Genomic DNA, 21,345 nt, shown 5'->3' with positions numbered 1-21,345 from the left:
TGTACGAGCATGTCAACACAAATGTTCGTTTTAAGAACGTTTATTTTACGAACATTTTCTATTATTATAAAGTTAGGTGGTGATAGTATTGATTTTTCAGGAGAGATTAAAGAAACTTAGGAATGCAAAAGGTATTACCCAAGAGCAATTAGCTACTGCGCTGGATATACCGTCGGCTTCAATCCGACGATTAGAAACCGTTAATTCCCTCCCACGAAGGGAACGTCTCGATAAAATTGCAGATTATTTTAACGTTAGTATCGACTACCTTACAGGTCGCACAGACATCCAAGAGGTAACTCCTAATTCAGTTCCTCAATCAGATACATCTAAACCCATGCCTGAACAAGACTACCATTTTTTTGATACAGAAGGCGTTCAATTCATTGCGCGCTCTAAGAAAAACCTTTCTCCACAGGCCTATCAAAAGATGCAAGAGCTCGCAAAAAAGGCCAAAGAACTTTTTGAGGATGACGACGAGGATTGAATGAGGAAGCTGCAGTACGCGTTGCGCTTCGTCCGAACTTCACGCGAGCAAATAAGATAGCGGACGAAGCACTACGTAATACGGGGTACCCCAAAGCCCCTATTCCTCTTATTCATTTAGTTGAATCTAATGGTTGGAAGGTTCAACATGAGGAATTGCATGGAGCTGACGGATATACAGCTAAAGTTGAACGAAGAAACTCCTTTAAATACGTGATTTATATCGCGACAGATATGGATAGTCAAAAATACTCACAGGCTATAATTCAATTCCGGCAGCGATTCACCCTCGCTCATGAAATTGGCCACATATTACTACACAGTCATATCGATTGGCATAATGTCAGTGAAGAACTGGATGAAATTTTGGAAGTTGAAGCGAATTGGTTTGCCTCTAGATTGTTGATGCCAGATTACATATTTATTCATATTAGTGATATGGATCCTAATCAATTGTCTGAGAAATGCCAAGTGAATTACTCAGCAGCCCAAAAACGAATTGGTTATTTAAATACAAAGATATCCAACCACTTAATACGCGAAGCGTCTAAGTGGGTTAACCTGGAGGACGTTCCACCCGAACCTATCAAACAAACAGCTATGAGTGATGAAGAATATACAGAATTAGAAGATTTTATTTCCGGCCTAGTATTTAAAGAAGTTGCTATTACATATGAAGATGATGAAATTAATTGTTTTGTTTGCGGACACACCTATTTAACAACACTGATCGACACTGTACCTCTGAGGTGTGTGCATTGCGGAGCAGATAACCTTGACCTTGGGTAACGGTCTTTTTTTATACCTACCTACGGAAAATATTTCTTAATTTTCTAATATCTAACGACATAATTCGACATTTTTTGTCGCGATTATTACACAAGGAGGAAATCGACTTGGCTAATATGCGAAAACGAGGTCAAAACTCATGGACGTTTACAGTCGACGTTGGAACTGACGCACAAGGAAAAAAGGAACGTGAGTTTAAAACGCTTAAAGTCACAGATCCAACCCTGCTACGTGCTCCCAAGCGACTACAAGAGTATTTGGAAACAGAACTAACCAAATTCAAGTTGGAAGCACTTGCTGGGCAACATAAGAAACACGGTAAAATGCTCTTTTCAAAGTTTCTCGAAGAGTATTGGGAAGTTAACTTCGTGAATATTGATTTAGAAGAAAAGACGCAGGCGAGTTATTTATTTCACAGAAAAAAAAGAATAGAACCATACTTCGGACATATGTACATGGATCAAATCGAGACGACTCACATACTTAAATTTATGCAATTATTAAGGCATCCAAATGCTAGAGCGGACGGTACAGGTCCTTTGAAATCCGCTACGCTCGTATATAACTACAGAGTGCTTAAGAGCATATTCTCAAAAGCAATGGAATGGAAAATCATCAAAGAAAACCCTATGACCGGTATTAAGAAGCCAAAGGAAGATGATGTTAAACAAATGGAGGTTTATGATGAGAAAGAAATCAAACTGTTGTTTGAAGCCCTTGATTATGAATCACTCCAATTAAGAACAGCCATCACATTAGCGATAACAACCGGCATACGCAGAGGTGAAATGGCAGCTCTTGAATGGACAAAAATAGATTTCGAACGAGGCCACCTGTATATCACTCAATCAATACCAAAAATGAAAGACGGACAACCTATTTTAAAACCACCTAAAAACGGTAAGCCTCGGAGGATAGTGTTATCTGAAACAGAACTCGCTGAACTACGCTTACTAAAAGCTGAACGGGATGCAGAGCTAACCGATCTCCCAGATCAGTGGGGAGATGGTAAATATTCGTTCGTGTTCTGCCACCCCGACGGAATGCCTTATGACCCGCAATGGTTTACTAAAAAATGGATCGACTTTCATCGTCGCCATCAATTAAAAGCTATCCGATTTCATGATTTAAGACATACATCGATTTCATGGATGATATACAAACAAGTTCACTCCGAAGTGATAGCAAAAAGAGCTGGTCATTCAAACATTAAAATGCTAGAGATTTATGGCCACATTTTTGAATCTGTCGAACAAGCTGCAGCATCGGTTTTTAATGATATTAAAAAGGGATAGAACGACAGTTGTCGTTCGTTTGTCGTTCCAATTTTCAATAATTGACCATAAATCGCTAATCTGAGCTTGTTCAAGTGCCCAATAAGTCTAGGAATTACGTGATATTCATATATCATCCTAAACAATAACCTCTCCTCTCCCATGAATAGGAGCCCTAGTGATAGGGCTCCGATTTGTTGTTTAAAAGCCTTATATTTATAAGGATTTTAAGCAATTCTTTATATGCAATCATTTTTTGCTTGTCCACCAAATTCCCACCAAATAAAAAAACACACCAATTCAGATGCTCTAATTGAATCATTACAGTATTCTTTTGCTACAATTATCGCAAAGAACTCTCTAGTGTCATTCCAGGTTTTTCTCCTTTTGTACCGTGGATCGTAACTAATTTAGAAATTACCTTGTTTTAGTTAACGCAGATTGTCATCGACTATGCTAGTTGCTACACAAAATACTATAGAATATTTTTTAAATAGTAATTATAATTGTCGAACAATAATTTACTATTACGGGGAGAACATTATGAAAAAAGTTCGTGTAGTTGGAGCCGTTATTATAAACTCAGAAAAAAAGGTTCTTTGTGCTCAACGTTCAGAAAATATGTCTCAACCATTATTATGGGAATTCCCAGGTGGAAAGATCGAAAAAACTGAAACTGCATCGGAAGCACTTATTCGTGAAATCAAAGAAGAGCTAGACTGCGATATACAAGTTGGTGAGCTTTTAACAGACATCATGCATGAATATACAAATATCATTGTGAATCTAATTACGTACAGAGCAAAAATTATTTCTGGACAGCCTGTAGCAAAAGAACATGCGGATTTAATTTGGCTGTCAATAAATGAACTCCCTATGTTGAACTGGGCACCAGCAGACATCCCTACTCTAAATATCCTAATTAATGAGTGATAAAAATAGTTTAGTGTTAACTACACATACATATGGCATTTATAAATTCCTTCGATAAAGTACAGGCATAATAAAAACAATTTACCACTTAGATTTAATCCTAAATGATAGTAAATCAGAGTCGCAATACGGTTATTGGCTCGTCGTGGCAGATTTCTCCGTTCTCACGGAAGCCAAAGCTTTCGTATAGCTTTTTTGCGACGATGTTATCGGCTTCATAACAAGTCCAACAATAAAGCGCAGGTCCGGCCGGAAAGGTACGGATATATTCCAAGATTTTTTCCATAGCTTCACGACCGTAGCCCTTGTTCTGGTGGTGCTTGTCAATCATTAATCGTAAAATGCAATAGCTGTTGTCTGCGATTGATGGGAGGTCGTATCCAGTGATTCCGTAAGTTAACATAATAAAACCGACTGGCAGCTCATCCGCATAAATAGCAAATGGGAATGGATGGCCCCCGTTGGTTGCAAGGACATAACAAGAAGCCACACTGGACAGATTGGATGCTACGAAGCGACGTTGTTCTTCAGAAACTTCCAGGTTAAATATGGCACGCCGGTTTTCCAGCGTGATTTTCCTGAGCGTAATCATGTAGGTTTCTCCTCCCTTCAATTACTCATCGTTGTTATCTTTAGCTGTTCCGTTTCTCTTATCATTTTGCGCTGCTGCCTCTTAATTACCATACAATTTATACTAAAAAAGTAATAGACTTATGTTGGAAATTTTTATAGACTATTATGTATCCATGGCATTTTTAAGGAGCTTAACCAGCACATCATTGTGCTGGTTTTTTTGTGTCAAACTGTCCGCTAGCTTAACGCCCCGCATATCATAACTCATCCCTATTAATCGGATTATTATCAACTGAAGCATTTAAAAACTGAAATTAGAGATCTTATCAAGCCAACCAACTTTCGAACCAATTCCTTTTACAGTACTCACTCTTTAATAAACAACCGCGATAAAGTTCCCTCCTGCGTTCGCCATGCAATCGAGTATATATGTAAATCAATTAATTACTGCAATGCCTGCGTATGTCTGCATTTCGGAAAATTAGAGCAACCATAGAACTCTCCGCGTGAACCTTTCCTCTTTACCATTAAATAGCCGCAGCGTTCACACTCATCATTATTATGTTGTTCTTGTTCCACCTCGGCTATCGATTGTTCGGTAACTTGATCTATAGCTGGTACAGCTACTGGTCCATTCAAAACTAGTATCATTTCAATTAATTGTTTGCGATTAATCAAGCGAACTCCATTAGACTTAGCAAGTGTATAAGCTGCTGCTGTATAATCACTGTTAGATACAACCCAAGCTTCTGATGCGCCATAATGAGCAATAGAAGCCTGAGCTTCCTGAACTGCTTTGATACCTACGTTACTACTATAACGCTTTGCCTGTATTACAATTTTCTTTCCTGCTTTGTTAATCACCAGATCGGCTCCAAAGTCGCCAGCAGCTTGTGTTACCTCCACATCATAGCCATGTGCTTTAAAGAGATGACCGAGATATATTTCGAATTGCCTACCTTCCATCTTGTCAATCTCGGCTATTCCAGATCGTTTGAGCCTCTCATCACGTTTCTTTTTGATCGCTAAAATAATCAAAACGTATGCTGCGATCACACAACCAACAGCTACTCCAACTGCGAACCACGAATTCGTAAGCCTATAAGCCCCCCAGCCCGCTCCAATCATAAGTAAAAGAACTACTGCCTGCTCTGGTTCCAGTTCATCTTTTTTCCTTCTCCTAGCCACTATCCTTAATCTCCCTCCGGTTATCATATTGATCTATTACTTTCTTTATCGGTCATCAGCTAGGAAATTTGAACTATATGAATATTAAGTTGTTATCAATAATAGATGTACTTAACGATCCAAAATATGCGTTGATATACAACCATACAATTTTCGATATTTTTAAATTAATCAAAAAGTTATCTAAATAAGGTGTACAATACTCATATACTCCTATTTAGTAGTAAAATGAAATGATGAGGTGTTCTTTTGATTCCAGAAGGCGTTGAATGTTCGGTATTTTTTGATGAAATTAAACAAAAACCTAAAAGCAGCTCTGCATTATTAATTAAAGGGCTTGTCAGCTCAGGCTTTAAAATTAAAATGAATTTGGAATATACAGGGTCAGATCTTATTGATAACAGTAACGCTATGATGCCCGAAGAGATTTTGAGCTTAATAAACGAAGACTTAAATGAGATTTTTGGAAACGGACCATTTGATAAGAAGGTATTAAAGCAAGAAATTAAAAACCTTAGCATGCTGTATTATGTTAGATATAATGGCAAAGCTTATCGAACTGATGAATGGAACGCAATTAAACTAACATTGTAAATTAAAGCAAGCCCTTAAAGGAGCAGCTCCCATTGGAAGCTGCTCCTTTTTTTGTTGAACAATATAAGTTGAACTTGAAAAATGAAGTTTAGAAGAAGTGAGACCCAAAACGTGTATTTCTAGTTCAACTGATCTAGTTGGTTACTTTAGCTTTCTTTCTCCGGTTCTTAGATTGGTCATACTGGCTCGATGGGTTCAGCGCTATAGGAAGCGGCTGCGTTGCAGTTTGTACAACGTAATCGACGTTGCCAGCCTAACTAGGGCACGTACACTGTAGTTTGTGCAATAGAATGCCAATTCTCGGGTGATATTCGTTGGTTTGGAGCTCATTCTACTGCAATAGTACAATGTAGCCATCTGAAACAGCGCTCATGTGAGGTTTTCATTGTACAAAGTGCAGTGTAAGTGCTTCTCCTTCAACTAGCGGAGACTTGTACTGGAGAAACGAAGTGTACGCCTATTTAGTGAGAATTATTCCAAGTCAAGATTAACAAATTGAGACTCCATCGCATCACTTGCTGCCGGCAATTCCATCCCTTTTTTCCAAATCAGAATAGGATCTTTTGGTGATCCATAATAAACGGCTTGAATATCTTCCTTGCCAGGTTTGTTTTGATTGCCATTTACCTGTTTGAGGTCTACGAAATCGTACATATTGGCCAGTCCAATATCAGCAAATTTCTTGGATTTAATAATCGGGCGAACAGGTGTCATGTAAAAATTTCCAGAATCATCAAAATTAAAATTGATTTGGTTTACATTGTAGCCGTCGGTCATCTTAACGTGGTATGCTATTTTCCCATCCTTCAGCTGACTTACATTTGTTATTTTTATAACATCTGCAGGTACTTTTGTAACATTCCATTGGAATAAACCAACGTAACCTAGATATAGTGCAGTACAAATTCCAGCAGCCAAAATCAATCCTTTAGCAAATGCCACTGATTTGGTACGGTTCCATTTTGAATGAATGCTTTTTAGCCCGCTTCCCTCCAGCTTATTTTTTTCAATGGTTTCAAACGGCAAGCCGATGCTGTCATTCATCTTGTCCAGTATCATTTTACAGTCCACACAAACGGCTATGTGCTCATCTACCATTTCTTTAGTGGCTTCGCTGCATATGTCATCGTAATAAAGCGGCAGCAAGTCTTTAATGACATCACATGATATTTTGTTCATAGTCATTCCTCCATCATTAATACTTTTATTTTGTGCCTCGCTCGATGAAACGTCACCCTTGCCCAACTCTCCGTTTTCCCAAAAACTTGGCTGATGTGGTCGAACGATAATTCTCCAAATATTCTTAATGTGAAAACTTCCTTATACGGCTCGTCCAGTCCATGCAATAACTTATGAATACGTAAGGTTTCCGCTTTGTCGACGAAATGTTTTTCAATATCAAAACCGCTGGCTCTATCAGGTCGATCATCTGTTGCTAATCGTTTCTGCTTGTCCATATAGGAATAATAGGTGTTTTTGGCGATTTGACACAGCCAGACGCTAATTTTGCAATTGCCTTTAAATTGCTCTATATTTTTCAGCGCTTTAAAGAAAGTCTCCTGCGTTATTTCCTCCGCAATTTGTTCATTTCGACTTAAGGACAAAGCAAATAAGTATATGTCTTGAAAATACTGATCATAGATTTTTTTCAAATCAGCCACTCGTTCACCCCCTTGCATTAATAAGACTGGCTAACCGATGATTCGTTACAAAATAATACAAAACTATTTCAGGCATGAAAATCCTGCATGCGTAAGTAGTGCACCATTTTCTCGTTTAAGAAGCCTATTATATCAATTGGTCAGAATATTGAACAAAAAGCGCTGTTTATTAACTTTACTAATAATTGGATTACTTCTATTATTTGTATGCATACTGATTTAATAGACTTCATTAACGCTATTTATAATATTTTGAAGGGAGGGAATTCATTTTCACAAGCTTATGCAGCTCACAAAAGTCAATATACTACATTCAATAGTAAACGCTTTCAATTGATAAGGAGGATAGCTATGCGACAAAGCATATTACCAAAAGCTTTCACTATTTTTCTAGCGCTAATCGTTGTCATTAGCGGTTTAAGCATTCTACCAGCAGAAGCCGCTGCGAGTTCATCAGTCGTTTATCGTTTTGATTTTGGCAATCAAGGTGTTGAGAGTGGTTATGTTGGGGTCAGCGCTATGGATCAATATGATTCATCCATAGGTTATGGCTTTAACACACCTGAGCATATGAAAAATGTTACTGCTTCGGGCAGTGGCGTTCAGAGTGATGCTGTGCAATTTGTCACTTTTGGCAACAAAAGCACAAACACCTTTAATGTTGATTTACCTAATGGACTATACGAAATTGGGGTTACCTTAGGCGATACAGAAAGATCTACTGTCGTTGCCGAAGGTGTTTACCAAATCATTAACCTGACTGGAAACGGAGCTCAAGACAAGGTTCAGTTCCCTATTACGGATGGACAATTGAACCTGCTCGTTACTGAAGGGCTGGTTGGTGCGAATTACACATTAAGCGCACTTGAAATTACGAAGCTGTCTGACCTCCCTGCGACGAAAAGAACTATATTTATTGGTGGAGATTCCACTGTCAGCAGCTACTACCCGCTGGATACGACCTTCCAAGCCGGCTGGGGGCAAATGCTGCAGCAATTTCTTGATCCCGAAACCTTTTATGTCAAAAATTTGGCTTCCGGCGGTCAGTTTGCAAGAGGCTTCCGGAATGATGGACAATTGGAAGCTATTCTGAAGTACATTAAGCCCGGAGATTATTTCATATATCAATTCGGCATTAATGATACTGCTGCCAAAAATGAAACAACAGCCTCTCAATTCAAAGATATTACACGCGATATCATTAGACAGATCAAAGCAACAGGCGCGACCATCATCCTCTCTACCCCACAGGGGAGGTCCGGTGATTTCAACGCCTCCAATGTTCATACGAATCCGAATCGATGGTACAACACTCAGGTTCGACAGCTCGCAAACGAAGAAAGCGTTCCGTTAGTTGACCTGAATGTTCTAAGCTCCGCTTACTTTACGACTATTGGAGCCGAGGCGACGAACCAGCTTTATATGTACACGATTAATGATACATTGCATATTAATCGTGACGGCGCTACTCAGCTTGCACGTATTTTTGCTGAAGATCTGGTACGACAAGGACTCGATGGTTTTGCAGAAACGACATGGAATGGAAACCAGATCGTAAAAGCTGGAGAAGAGCTTGATGTTTTCTTCGGGCTAAGCGGTGTGAACGAGAGTGTGGCAGTATACGCTCAGGACATTTCAGTACATTATAATCCGAATGATGTAGAGCTTGTGTCAGCCAACGCGCAAAAGGATGGTTTCATCATTGCAGACAAGGTTCTGACTGAAGGAAAAGCCCGATTCATTACTGTGTATACCGGTAAAAGCCCAAGACTTAGCGGAAACCTGCTCAAGCTGACGTTCAAAGCAAAGTCCGACGCTGCGGAAAATACGGTCATTACTTTAAACTCAGTAGTTCAGTCAAACGGTCAGGGCATTGAAAGCCGCCTGTCAGGCGCTGCTCTCCATGTCCAAATTGAAGAATCAACCGGCAATCCGAATCCTCTGCCGGGAGATGTGAATAACGACGGTAGACTTTCAATTGGCGATCTGGCTCTTGTTGCGTCAGCATATGGCAAAACTTCCGCTGATACGGATTGGGCTCTCTACAAAAAATACGATCTTGTGCAGGATAACATCATCGATATAAGCGACCTCGTATTTATGGCAAGAAGCATATTGGATTCGACTTCCCAATAATTGTTTTCCGATTACTTGTAGCGGTTAGATGAACCGGTAAGCTGCAAAAGATGAAAAACACAGCCAACATCCCCTCGGATGTTGGCTGTGTTTTGCTTACATAGGCCAAATTTCAACATACAAGGTGAAACGGCTGTCGCCGTCCTTTGGCGGCGCTGCGCGTTTCATTCCCAGAAATATAGAGAAAGTATGGCGAAATGGCTTTCCTATATTTCAAAATAGGTACAGATAAGCTGAACGCCTAATTAGGTGTCCAGCCTATCTGTACCCTTTTCATTTACCTATTACATAATTATGGATTGCTAGTAATGACCAATCTTGCCAGAGCGCTCAAATCTACAATATCAATAACATTGTCTCCGTTGACATCTGCCGACTTCACAAGCTCCCATTCCGAATCCCCAAGCCTTGTACCGTAGTGGCTTGCAACAATCGCCAGATCACCTATAGATACGCGCTGATCGTTGTTATAGTCTCCAGTCAAGCGGACAACGGAATCGAGGAACACTTGCCGTGCAGCGTCCAGTAAGGCTGCTGCACTTGCTACTTGTTGATCGGTTGCTGTAATGTCTTCACTAACCTGCTGGGCTGCAGTGATTGCCTGCTGCAGCTGAGCTTTCGAGCTGGATGAATATTGCCCTGCATCGGTGCCTACTACAGCAGCCTGATGAATCGCTTTTACCGCTGTGATCAATGCGTTCAATGCAGCCTTGTCAACAACATTGATTCTAAGCGTATAAGATGTACCTAACTGACTCGTTTCTACTCCGTTCGAATCGGCGGTTATCAGCTGCGAGACGTCAATTTTCGCATCACCCGCTGCCGCTCTCGCTCTAAACTTCAATGTGAGCAGATCCTCATTCGGATTGCTTTGAGCCCTGTCTAGATAAACAATTAAGAGATGAGCTTCACCAACGCTTTCCTTAGTATCCACAATAACAGCATACTTTTCGTTGTTCAGGGATTCCGCAGAAACAAACTCCAACTTTTCACTGTCAAAGCTGAAAGTCACTTCCTGAGCGAGCACTTCTGTTGTTACCTTGCGCAAGCTATAAGTCAGATCAAATGCCTGACCTGCGAACACCTCTGCCGGCCCGCTTAATGCCGCTTTTTCTTCTACAAGACTCAGCTCAATTGCCGCTTCCGAAGGGGGTGTCTCCTGATTGTTGCTGTTGATTGCAGTTACCGTATACACATAGTTCACATCGGGCTCAACGGCAGTCACAGGATAGCTATTCGTTTCCGAGGAACCTAGCCATTCACTCACTCCACCGTTAGCGCTGCGATATATTTTATAATTTACTGCGTTTTCGACTTTTGCCCAGGCAAGTGAGCTGCCGTCAATAGTCACATTTGTAGGTGTCATCAGCAATTTCTTAATCTCTAGAGCGTTAACAATGGCTGTTGATCCAGTGAAATTAAACACCATTTGCCCATCAGCAAGCGTGACTAGAGGGATTTCTCTTTCAATATGGGAGCTTGCAGCCGCATTAAAAGCACCATAGCTCACTCCCTCAATAGCTACGTTAGTTCTTGCCGTGCCCGAATAATCACCTACATACAACTTAACAGCATACAAGCCGTTAGGAAGATCAACCTTGAATTCCCAGCCTACATTAAAGTAACCGAGCCAGTCACGAACCGCATCACTTAAGATTGTACTCAATGTCGGTCTCTCGCCTCGGTCTCGACCAATCATGTCAGTGGAATCAGTAATGCCATAGCCTCTTTCCTTCGTATAAAGCGTGGACAAATTGACTTCCGTATATCCTGCTGCAACAGGGCTGCCTGCGAGACCAAAGTCGAAATTCAACCCTGCCACAGACGTCTCGAATGTGACAACGGCCGACTTCTCCGATTCACCGCTGCCGCTGATTGCCGATACGCGAACATCGTATTTTTTGCCTTCGACCATTCCACTAATATTAATACTCGTATCGGAGGTTGTCATCAATGACACATAGTCCGTGTCAGAAGCAAGCTTTCGGTAAATCTTATAAATTTCTGTGCCTTCTGAGGCGTTCCATGATATTTTAGCACCCGTATTGCTAAGATTGCTGACCGCAACATTTTGTGGAACTGACGGCACGGGCGGAATCGTCACATCGGTTACTAAGCCTGCCAATGGGATATCCAATTGCTTAACTGCTCCTGCCACAAGACGGGCAATTTGGATTGCTCCAAACTCCTGAAAATGAACATTATCGATCAAGCCATCAGGGAAGGCCGAATAAATGGCTGCTGGAACATGAAGATAAACCAATTTAGACGTTTCCGGACCAATCAGATTCAGGTAAGCGACGCTTAGCGCGCTCAGGTCAACGAGCGGGGCATTCATTTCTACAGCGACTTCCTTAGTAGCGTTTACATAATCAACAAACGACGGGATGGCTTTACCTTCCTGATCAAAATATCGCATCGTGACCGTCGTAACTAATATAGGTGTGGCTCCGCGCTGCCGTGCACCGTTGATATAGAGCTTTAAATAGTTTTTATAATCCGGCACAGAAGCATAACGCGCCTCATTGTCTATGCTTGCATCATTGTGTCCGAATTGCACAAACATGTAATCACCAGGCCGAAGCTCCTGCAGCAGAGAATCCAATCTTCCCTCCACGATAAATGATTTGCTGCTTCTTCCACCAATGGCGCGATTGACAAAATTCACATCAGAGGTGAAGAAACGGCTGATCATTTGCCCCCAGCCCGCTTGCGGCTTTGCACTAGCACCGTAGGAAGACACGGTAGAGTCAGCTGCCAGAAATACGTTGGGAACTGTATTGGCCGTCCGCTCTGGAAGCTTTGTAATAATCAGACTGTTAATTTTCGGCGCTGTACCTGTAAAGAACATATTCATCTGTCCATCCACCATAGAAAGCGTAAATGACCTTTCCATAAATGAACCAGAAGCAACGGCTGTAGTCGCCACCTTCTGAATCATTTCCACAACCATGCCAACATGAGCAGCCTCTTGCGAATCTCCACTGACCACAGTGATGGAATAATCACCATACGGCAAATCAACGTTAAAGGAGGTATCGCCCGGGGCAGCATAATCGGTTCGCAACGCGTCTGCCGTACTCCGATCGCCCCAGCTTACTTTTGAAATATCCGCAAACCCATAAGCTAATTCAGAAGAATACGCAGACGACGAGTCTACTCGTACATACCCCTCTTGCAGCGCACCTGAGCCAAAGTCGAATTTCCACTCATTCTGTGCGGCATAAGCTGTTTCAGTGACAGAAAAAGCACCAGGCACAGCTCCAAAAAATAATATTGCAAACATCGTAATGAGTGCAACTGTCCTCCTAAAACTATTACTCCTCAAAGTAACCATCCTCGCCTTCATTAATCATTTTTGATCGCCCTCGCATGCGATGATCACAATCATTTTGTTTGAAGATAATTGAGAAGGTTTAAGATCATAACTACGGCCTCTGCACGTGTAGCTTTGCCATTAGCGTCAAACAAATTATTATTTTTCCCATTGATTAGACCGTTCGCTTTGGCAGCTGAAACTGCTGAATAAGCCCAGCTCGGAATAGCCGCATCATCAGCAAAGTTAGCCGAATCGCTTTCCGACAAATCGAGCTTGGCAGCTCGAGCTACCATAACAGCCATCTCAGCACGGGTAATATTGTTGCTCCAGCGGAATGTTTGATCCGGATAACCAGAGATAACACCGGCAGATGCTACTTCTGCAACGTACGGAGCAGCCCAGACGGGAATTTGATCATTGTCAGCAAAATCTAATACTTTGTCTAGGGCAGCAGGCAGTTGAACCGCACGTGCCAGCATGGCAGTAAATTCCGCTCTATTAATATTTGCGTTTGGACGGAATGTATCGTCTGGATAACCATTAACAAAGCCGATAATGGCAGCCTCTTCTATCTGTGACTTTGCCCAGTGCTTGTCAATGTCACTAAAGGATACTTTCGCATTCTCAGTAATATGAAGCGCTGCTTTGTTTTGTGGTGTTACAACGACTGATTTCACCTGCGAATCGACAAGCTTAATTCTTGTCAGCGTAATCTCTGTATCACCTTTGCTTCTCGCTTCGAATGTGAAAGTAGCTAGATCGATTGATCCAGACTCCCCTTTTAATGTACCAAGCTTTGTATGTGCGAAGATAACCTCCCCATCCTTACCAGAGTTAGGCACAGAAAATCCCGACCAAGAAGCAGCAGCACCCTTGAATCGCAAGCGTTCGGTATCGTAGGATAGACGGATTTCATAGCCATACAAGTCTTGAATTTGAGCTCCTTTTACAATAACCTGAATATCCCGGCCGACCCCGACAGTTGAGCTTGCAGATGATATTGAAAAGGAAGGCACTTCAGCCCCCATCACCATTGAAGGGAACAAAGAGACCGCAAGTATAATCACTAAACTGAAATGCAACCAACTTCGTTTCATGCAGCAGCAGTCCTTTCACACAAGTAGTTTGGAGGGAGAAATGAATTCCCCCTCCGGGCCAAGCTCCATCCCTATTAATTATTTTTGAAAATGATGATTGCAAGTGCAACAAGATCAGCAATGTCTATCACATTATCCTTGTTCATATCCAGATGCTTCACTTGATTCCAATTGGCATCAGAAGATGTCGCACCATAAGCTTTAGCCAAAATGGCCAAGTCTCCAATGCTTACTTTGGCGTCATTGTTAAAGTCACCTGAAACAGAGACATTAATAGCTGCCTTGAATGCTTGCAGCGCTTCATTCAGTTCATTAGCAGCTTGCTCTACTTGCGCTTGAGTTGCTTCAGAAAGATGAGCAACTTGGACTGCTTTGTCTATTGCAGTTTGTAGAGTCGCTTTGGAGCCTGCTGGATATTGACCAATGGCTGTACCTTCCACAGCGTTGTTTTTCACAGCCTGCGCCTCAGTAATGAGGTTATTCAGAGCCGATCTGTCTATCACATTGATTTGAACCGCATGAGACGACCCACTTAGTAAGAACTCCTCGCCTAATCCGTTCGCCGTTTCTAGCTTGCTGACCGCTATGTTAGTAATTCCAGACGCAGCTGTTTGCTTCGCTTTGAAGCTGAGCTTGATTAAATCGCTGTTTAGATTCGTCTGCGTATCGCCAAGATGAACGACTAATACTCGAACAGTACCAGGTTTTTCATCATAAGCGGCTATTATAGCTTTCTGCTCATCCAGTGAAACAGGCGGAGCAACAAACTCTAGTGAATCTGCATCGTAGGTAATGGTAATATCCTGCGCAACAATTTCCCTTTGAACATTATTTAAGCTGTAAGTAAGATCGAATGACTGACCAGCAATAACTGCGTTAGCACCATTCAATACAGCGCCACTAGCTTCACTCGGAGCTTCATCTATCATTGGGGTCCAGAAATCAAGTACGTTGACTTTAGAAAAGTCTGTATCGCTTGCGAAATAGTAGCTTGGGTACGCAGGCTGATTATATACCGTTTGCTGTGTTGCCACTTGCATTCTGTATTGTGCGTCGTGCATTAACGTGTGAAGCTTCCGATCCGTTACGCTGGTGCTCAAGAAAATTCGCAGCGCGGAGCTGTCTACCGTTCTGACAATCAGCTCCTCTCTCCAGTCACCAAACAGATCGGCCACAAGGCTAGGATTACCTTTAGTAGAGTTGTTTGTTCTTGTATTTGTTGCTGTCAGTACGGTAGATACAGAAGGAGAGCGTTGCTGGATCGTCGGAGTAGAGTTGCCAGATCCGTCAACAATTTGGGTTGTCATGTCGCTATTCCAGTAAATGCTCATATTCGATCCAGGAGTGCCTCCGGTCACTGGCGCGCCTGTGGCACTCAGCAGCGAGACCGCCCATGTTTCCAAACCTCTGACACTAGGATTTACATCGCCGATCATGCCGCGACCGGTATCCCTGCCTGTATAAGCGCCATAGATAACGACTCCTGTTTTGGCGTCACGCATTTCATAACCGTATGGAACGCTTGCCCCGCCTTCATGCACCATGAAGATTTCGAGACCTGGACGATCGGGGTCGATATCTGCAACGTGCAGAGCATCACCATGGCCAAGCCGGCGAATCTCACCAGGAGCCTCACTGCCTGCAGGCATCGCACCTTCCGAATTGTACAAGACAGTTCCATCATCATCGATCGTCGATGCACCATAAATAATTTCTTGCTTGCCATCAAAATCGACATCCGCTATGCTCATGAAATGACCGCCCTGAGTTGTCAATCCTTCATACCCAGCATTAGTGCCAAGTCGTCCATGCGGGCTGTCAAAGAACGGATTGGTCATTGGAACATGGCCGCTGTCAACAAACCAATATTCCTCCAGATGATTCCCATCCCAGCTGTATGCAGCCATCGTCATTCTTGTGTATACGCCTCTGGCCATAATGGAATAAGGCTTTTTCCCGTCGAGAAAAGCAACGCTGCTCATGAAACGGTCTACTCGATTGCCGGGCTCAACTCTACCAAGCGCATAGTCGCCCCAAATAAGGCCATCGTCTTCACGTCCCGGCTTGTAGCGAATCGTTTCCATCTCATTGCCGGTTTCGCCATTAAATACCGTCAAATATTCCGGGCCTGTCAGGATAAAGCCTTCGAAGGTACGCAGCTGATTGTTGACGCTCCGTTTAGGGGCAAGAACATCAATATAATAGTCCGCCAAGGTCTGCGCATCTGCAAGTGACAATGGATATTGATGCACCGGCATTGGAGTCAATGCAGCACTGCCAGTGAATAATGCTTCTATCGGACGGAAAGCTTCTTCGAGGGTTGCCGGCCAATTACCTGCAATAACCTCTGGGTGGTTATGATAGTCCTGAAACATCCGAACAAGATGGTTGTAATAGTCGGTTGCACTGTAACGATAGTCATCCGTGTTGCTATAACCGCTAGCGATGTCTTCTGCCAGCATCGTAATGTATTTCTCAGAGGCAACATTGCCTGCCTCGTCATATTTAATAATTTTAGTGCCAGGGGCAGTCTTGAACATCATTTCAGCTTTTCCATCGCCATCAAAATCATAAACGTTGAATTGCGTGTAATGTGAGCCTGCTCTAATATTGACACCTAGGTCAATCCTATAAAGCAGCTTGCCTTCAAGCGTATAGGCATCGATGAGTTCATTTCCAGTGTAGCCTTTTTGGGAAACGTCCTTTGAATTCGAGGGGTCCCATTTGACGAAAAGCTCATATTGCCCGTCTCCATCAACGTCTCCAACACTCGTATCATTTGCTGAATACGTATAGCTTTCCCCAGAAGGCGTTACCCCAGGTGCCGGCACTTTTAGCGGGACATCAAGATAGTTGCTTGTCCATGGCTTTGCAGCAGCACCCGTACCTGTTTCTTCTCCGTTAACAGTGGCTACGACTGAATACTCGTTTTCCGCTGTTCCATTATTGTCGAGATAATTAGTACTGTTAGTTACGGTTGCGATCTTCTCGCCATTACGGTAGACATTAAAGTCCGTACCCGTCAGACCCTTGTCAGAATAGCCCTGTACCTCATTGCCCAACAGCCTCCAGCTCAAAAAAACGCCATTGGATACCTTAGCAGCTACGAGCCCACGATCAAGGTATTCCAATTGATAGCCGTTTTTTAGTGATAATGAATTGGCTTGAGCACTAGCTGCTGTAATGCCTGACATACTTGATAGAAGTACTGTCACTCCTAAAAATGTGGTCATTGTACTCTTGAGTAATGAAGATTTCATTAAAGCCATTACGATCACCTTCCCCTGCTTTTTTATTAGTTTCCAAATGTGAAAATTTGAATATTGCGTAGCTTCTCCCAAGTAATGTCTAATTGCAGAGCTGAAGAAGGCAATCATGATTAGTTATTAAAATAAAGTAACCGCTTTCACTCCTTAGTGGAAATTTAACTAACATAATCGCGGAGATTAGTTTAAAGTATAGGTTGTCTGCAGCAATCCCAAAATATAAAAAACAGTGAGTTACCATAAAAAAACAGTGTTTCTTTTTTATGACAATTTTCGACTCTTAATCGACAAACTGAAAGAAACCGTCGCATGATGGGCGACGGTTTCTTATTCACGATTCGTTTATCTACTTCCAATAAACCTCTTTCTTCTGCTTTTCACTTTGGAAATGTACTCCCGATACAACCGTATAGCCTGAAGTAGATATATTTTGATCCGTGCTGCCTGAGAAATTGAGATTATATTGGCGATTTGATCTTGGCGGCACTACAATTTCATTATCCTTTATATGAATCAAAGTTAAAGCTTCACCGTCATTTTCTTTAAATACTGGTCGTATCTTAATTCCCTTTGCGCGATTACTATAATTAATCAGTGTTAAATTACATTTAAAATGGACGGTACCCCTATCCATATCCGTACTAAACTGACAGGTAGAGTTCTTTTTGGAGTAATCCAAACTCATAATTCCGGGTTGATTATAATGAAGGAGCAGCATAACCCCGTTGGCTATCCAAGGAAATATAAACAGGAAAATAATACTACTAATAACGACGACTCTGCCCGCTTTCACATATCTGCCTCTATAATATTTTATGAGCAAACGACCGCTTATTAAGAGCAATGGAATGCCGATAATTACTGGAAAATGCAGCCCCAAGCCGCGCTCCTTATTACTCCATGGCGATATTCCGAATAAATTAAACATTTGGTCACCAAAAGAATATCCGCGATGATCGATAACCAAGAGGAGTAAAGAAAAAAGCAGCAGCAACAGATAAAAAAGTCCTTTGTATTTACTTATTTTGTATTCACCCCACTCTATCTAATGGATATGCCTCACCTGTAATCATACCACAATAAACCAATAATTTTGTTAAAAACTGTATACAAAAAACAGACCTTGTACCCTTAGGGCACAAAGTCTGTTTCAATTTTTACGATAAATGACTACAATCCAAACTGCTCATCTATCAAATCCATGTTAACTCCAACAGCTGCTTTACTGCCATCGGCTGCGGCGTAAATGAGCTGGGAAGGCATGAAATACGATGCATCTCCTGCAGCGTATAGCCCATGTATCGTGCTTCTGCCAAAATCATCCGTCTTTATTCCGCCTATCTCCGTCAGCGCACAGCCTAGGCTTTCTCCGAATAAAGCTTTCGGCAAAAAGCTTGGGCTCACGAAACCACCAGTTCTTTCAATTTGTGTGCCATCCGTAAAGCGGACCTGCTCAAGCATTCCATTTTGACCAATGAAAGCAGAAATAGGCTCTTCTCTGATCGTTATTCCTTTTGAAAGAAGCAATTCCTTTTGATCATTGGTCAAAGTCGCATGACCGTTCGTACAAACGATTAAATCCTTGCTCCAATTATAAACGACTTTAACAAAATGAAATATCATCGGAGACTCTGAGACGATAACAAGTGGTTGATCCCGAAGCTCCCACCCGTCACAATAGGGACAATTAAACAAGCTTTTTCCGTATAATGCATAAAATCCTTCAATTTCAGGAAAAACTTCCTTTAATCCAGTAGCGAGGATGACTTTCCGTGCTTGCACATGCTCTCCTGATTGCATCGTTACTTTAAAGCCTGATTCTGTTTTTATAACGGATGCTGCTTCAACTTGCCAATGCTCGACCGATGGGTAACGAAGCACCTCTTCATAAGCAATCCCGCGAAACTCGCCCGGAGTTACACCATCTCGCGTCAAAAATCCATGTGAGGCATGTGTTACTGCATTTCTAGGTTGATTATTATCAATCAACACAACGCTTCTTCTCGCTCTGCCAAGCACCAGCGCTGCATTTAATCCTGCGGGTCCTCCGCCAATAATAACACAATCGTATAACATAACCGCCAGCTCCATTTCCATCATTTAATGTTTTTTCCTCGAATCATTAAAGACATTAGAGACATATCATATCTCCAATTAAACAAAAAAATATATCAAAGCAGCAGCTCACCAATGACTCACTGAGAGCTACAGGCTCACAGTGAGTGTACCAACTAAATCAACTATTTTTTGGTCTTTCAAATGCTGCTCCATCTTTTGCTCCGCCTCTACCATTACCTTCTGAATTAAGCAATCGGTTGTATGGTTGAGTGTGCAATCGAACAAAGAAGTCGTCCCTTCAATCGCATGAATAATATCCAAAAAAGAAATGTCTTCCTTCTTCCTTTTTAGGAGATACCCGCCGTTTGCTCCCGAAGCTGATTCAATCAACCCTGCCTTCACAAGCTTTGTTAATATTTTGGAAAGATAGGTTGGCGAGACCCCTTGCTTCTCAGCAAGCTGCTGTACGCCAACTGGTTTATCTGATGCGGCAGCGACCAATAAGAGCATCGTATGCAGCGCATAATTGGTTGCTTTTGAGTATTTCATATTCCACCTCAATCACAGACTTTATAGATCTATAATAACCTCTAATACTAACACTAGTCAAGCAGCTTTCCCTTCTCTGAACCACTTCATCATAAACAGCCCGACCACAAGACTCCAAACGGGTGCGGAAATACCTAAAAAAGAAACGTTCGATACTGCGATAGCGAAGGCAATGACCGTTGAATAGCTAAATTGCTGCTTCGAGAAAGCGGATTGCATGCTCTGGATAAACACACCGAGCAGCGAAAATCCCGTCACGATCAAAATAAAGGAAAGCGGCAATATTTTCATAAATGCGATGACTTTCCATGCAAACAATCCAAACAAAGCAACAAGGACACCGGAAACGATCCCAGAATAATACCGCTTCGCTTGAGGTCCTGCCTCCTCACTGCTGCAGAGCATGCTCATCATTCCACCAACATTGACAGAATGACCCCCAAGCCATCCCACAAGCGAGGTAGCCACTCCTGATATTGTGATCGCCTTTATCGCCGAGGGCTCATAACCATTTTTCCTAAGCGCCGCAAGAGCAACAAATAGATCATTGCTTAAGATAAGCAGCGATATCGGTAAAGCTAATGAAATAAAGCTGTTCCACGAAAATACAGGCGAAATGATATGCGGCAGCGCGAACGGAATTTGATCAGCTGCAGGAAAATCGTAGCCGATCCAGAGCGCCAGCATGCCCATACAAACTACACCTAAAATCGGTGGACATTTCTTGAATATTTTAGGAAACAACAGAAAACCAAGCACGGCCAATCCTCCAATAAAAGGACTTTCCTTGAATGCCGGCACTATTTTCACAATATGATTGAATATCAATCCGGCCAACATCGCATCAAGCAGCGGTTTCGGGAGATAGGTCAATACCTTATCTGCAAGGCCTGATAATCCAAAAACAGCAATAATCAGCCCCGACATGATCGCTGCCCCTGCCAGCTCTTCGATAGAAAATACAACAACGGATGTACTTAAAAAAGCAACTGCCGTTATCGAATGTGCTCCGCCAAACGGAATTTTATAATAGAGCGACAAGGCTGCGTTTAACAATCCTCCAAAAAAATAAACCGAAAATATCCACGAGATAAGCTCGTAATTTGTATAGCCTGCATTCTCGGCGCTGCTGACAATGAGTATGGCCCCGCCAGTACATGCAAGTAAAGCGGATAAAAAACCAGCTAATAGCGGTTGTGCATGAAGCTTCATTTTGTAGTCCCTTCTCTGCTGTTCAATGATAATCAGCTCTGTTGGCTGGACATAAGGATAATCGAACAGGAGCGGTTGCGTCAACCTTTTGCAGCAATTTCCGATAGGCGGATGACCTAATTCATTCGTAAAGGGAACAAACACCCAATCAGAAATTCGTTCTTAGTCATAACCTACAATGTACACAAGAAGCAAGGAGGTGCAATGACC

General features: G+C 42.2%; 17 protein-coding genes and 3 pseudogenes. 7 read left to right on the top strand and 13 right to left on the bottom strand.

Annotation, left to right across the window (positions count from 1 at the left end; translation table 11 throughout):
• Positions 1 to 88 precede the first annotated feature (88 nt).
• The 4 genes from MHI37_RS14040 (at position 89) to MHI37_RS14025 (ending at position 3,482) form a co-directional block, all read left to right on the top strand.
• Positions 89 to 487, top strand: a complete 399-nt coding sequence (locus tag MHI37_RS14040) for a helix-turn-helix transcriptional regulator (protein WP_076335337.1) — start codon at positions 89 to 91, stop codon at positions 485 to 487.
• Complete coding sequence (locus MHI37_RS14035) at positions 484 to 1,275, top strand: ImmA/IrrE family metallo-endopeptidase (protein WP_076335338.1); 792 nt, start codon at positions 484 to 486, stop codon at positions 1,273 to 1,275. Before MHI37_RS14040 ends, MHI37_RS14035 begins: the two co-directional genes overlap by 4 nt.
• Positions 1,276 to 1,391: 116 nt before the next feature.
• Positions 1,392 to 2,570, top strand: coding sequence for a site-specific integrase (locus MHI37_RS14030; protein ID WP_256709991.1), 1,179 nt, complete (start codon positions 1,392 to 1,394; stop codon positions 2,568 to 2,570).
• A 519-nt stretch (positions 2,571 to 3,089) separates the two neighbouring features.
• The gene (locus tag MHI37_RS14025) at positions 3,090 to 3,482 is read left to right on the top strand and encodes a (deoxy)nucleoside triphosphate pyrophosphohydrolase (protein ID WP_179090154.1); all 393 of its coding nucleotides are present in this window, start codon (positions 3,090 to 3,092) and stop codon (positions 3,480 to 3,482) included.
• 115 nt (positions 3,483 to 3,597) lie between these two features.
• Here MHI37_RS14025 and MHI37_RS14020 read toward each other — a convergent pair whose 3' ends face one another.
• The gene (locus MHI37_RS14020; RefSeq protein WP_076335341.1) at positions 3,598 to 4,074 is read right to left on the bottom strand and encodes a GNAT family N-acetyltransferase; all 477 of its coding nucleotides are present in this window, start codon (positions 4,072 to 4,074) and stop codon (positions 3,598 to 3,600) included.
• A gap of 425 nt (positions 4,075 to 4,499) precedes the next feature.
• Complete coding sequence (locus MHI37_RS14015; protein ID WP_076335342.1) at positions 4,500 to 5,243, bottom strand: restriction endonuclease; 744 nt, start codon at positions 5,241 to 5,243, stop codon at positions 4,500 to 4,502.
• Between the two features lie 249 nt (positions 5,244 to 5,492).
• Between MHI37_RS14015 and MHI37_RS14010 the strand changes: the two genes are divergently transcribed.
• On the top strand, positions 5,493 to 5,837 hold the full coding sequence (locus tag MHI37_RS14010; RefSeq protein ID WP_076335343.1) for a hypothetical protein: 345 nt from the start codon (positions 5,493 to 5,495) through the stop codon (positions 5,835 to 5,837).
• Positions 5,838 to 6,308: 471 nt separating this feature from the next.
• Here the strand turns inward: MHI37_RS14010 and MHI37_RS14005 are convergent, their stop codons facing one another.
• Complete coding sequence (locus tag MHI37_RS14005; protein WP_076335344.1) at positions 6,309 to 7,016, bottom strand: zf-HC2 domain-containing protein; 708 nt, start codon at positions 7,014 to 7,016, stop codon at positions 6,309 to 6,311.
• Positions 7,017 to 7,018: 2 nt separating this feature from the next.
• The gene (locus MHI37_RS14000; RefSeq protein ID WP_076335345.1) at positions 7,019 to 7,498 is read right to left on the bottom strand and encodes an RNA polymerase sigma factor; all 480 of its coding nucleotides are present in this window, start codon (positions 7,496 to 7,498) and stop codon (positions 7,019 to 7,021) included.
• A gap of 351 nt (positions 7,499 to 7,849) precedes the next feature.
• On the opposite strand from MHI37_RS14000, the pseudogene MHI37_RS13995 reads away from it, so the two are divergent.
• Positions 7,850 to 9,022, top strand: a pseudogene (locus MHI37_RS13995) (GDSL-type esterase/lipase family protein); the annotation flags it as partial.
• Positions 8,996 to 9,634 carry a cohesin domain-containing protein gene (locus MHI37_RS13990; protein ID WP_342556563.1) on the top strand — a complete coding sequence of 213 codons (639 nt, stop codon included), beginning with the start codon at positions 8,996 to 8,998 and terminating at the stop codon, positions 9,632 to 9,634. The pseudogene MHI37_RS13995 and the gene MHI37_RS13990, both read left to right, overlap by 27 nt.
• A 292-nt stretch (positions 9,635 to 9,926) precedes the next feature.
• Here MHI37_RS13990 and MHI37_RS13985 read toward each other — a convergent pair whose 3' ends face one another.
• From MHI37_RS13985 to MHI37_RS13945, 9 genes and pseudogenes are all read right to left on the bottom strand, one after another.
• Positions 9,927 to 12,962, bottom strand: coding sequence for a GDSL-type esterase/lipase family protein (locus MHI37_RS13985; protein ID WP_179090149.1), 3,036 nt, complete (start codon positions 12,960 to 12,962; stop codon positions 9,927 to 9,929).
• 59 nt (positions 12,963 to 13,021) lie between these two features.
• Positions 13,022 to 14,050, bottom strand: a complete 1,029-nt coding sequence (locus tag MHI37_RS13980) for an S-layer homology domain-containing protein (protein WP_076335348.1) — start codon at positions 14,048 to 14,050, stop codon at positions 13,022 to 13,024.
• A gap of 74 nt (positions 14,051 to 14,124) precedes the next feature.
• Complete coding sequence (locus tag MHI37_RS13975) at positions 14,125 to 14,553, bottom strand: dockerin type I domain-containing protein (RefSeq protein ID WP_342556562.1); 429 nt, start codon at positions 14,551 to 14,553, stop codon at positions 14,125 to 14,127.
• Positions 14,554 to 14,637: 84 nt separating this feature from the next.
• Positions 14,638 to 14,928, bottom strand: a pseudogene (locus MHI37_RS13970) (cohesin domain-containing protein); the annotation flags it as partial.
• A gap of 27 nt (positions 14,929 to 14,955) precedes the next feature.
• Positions 14,956 to 17,319, bottom strand: a pseudogene (locus tag MHI37_RS13965) (rhamnogalacturonan lyase); the annotation flags it as partial.
• 343 nt (positions 17,320 to 17,662) lie between these two features.
• The gene (locus MHI37_RS13960) at positions 17,663 to 18,244 is read right to left on the bottom strand and encodes a hypothetical protein (RefSeq protein WP_076335350.1); all 582 of its coding nucleotides are present in this window, start codon (positions 18,242 to 18,244) and stop codon (positions 17,663 to 17,665) included.
• 242 nt (positions 18,245 to 18,486) lie between these two features.
• A complete protein-coding gene (locus tag MHI37_RS13955; RefSeq protein ID WP_076335467.1) occupies positions 18,487 to 19,392 on the bottom strand; it encodes an NAD(P)/FAD-dependent oxidoreductase in 906 nt (301 codons plus the stop codon).
• A gap of 129 nt (positions 19,393 to 19,521) precedes the next feature.
• Complete coding sequence (locus MHI37_RS13950) at positions 19,522 to 19,923, bottom strand: RrF2 family transcriptional regulator (protein ID WP_076335351.1); 402 nt, start codon at positions 19,921 to 19,923, stop codon at positions 19,522 to 19,524.
• A 57-nt stretch (positions 19,924 to 19,980) separates the two neighbouring features.
• Positions 19,981 to 21,135: a benzoate/H(+) symporter BenE family transporter gene (locus MHI37_RS13945; RefSeq protein ID WP_076335352.1), complete on the bottom strand. Its 1,155-nt coding sequence runs from the start codon at positions 21,133 to 21,135 to the stop codon at positions 19,981 to 19,983.
• Between the last annotated feature and the right edge of the window lie 210 nt (positions 21,136 to 21,345).

This window comes from Paenibacillus sp. FSL H8-0548 (assembly GCF_038630985.1).
Lineage (GTDB): Bacteria > Bacillota > Bacilli > Paenibacillales > Paenibacillaceae > Pristimantibacillus.
This window is presented reverse-complemented; position numbering and strand designations above follow the sequence as displayed.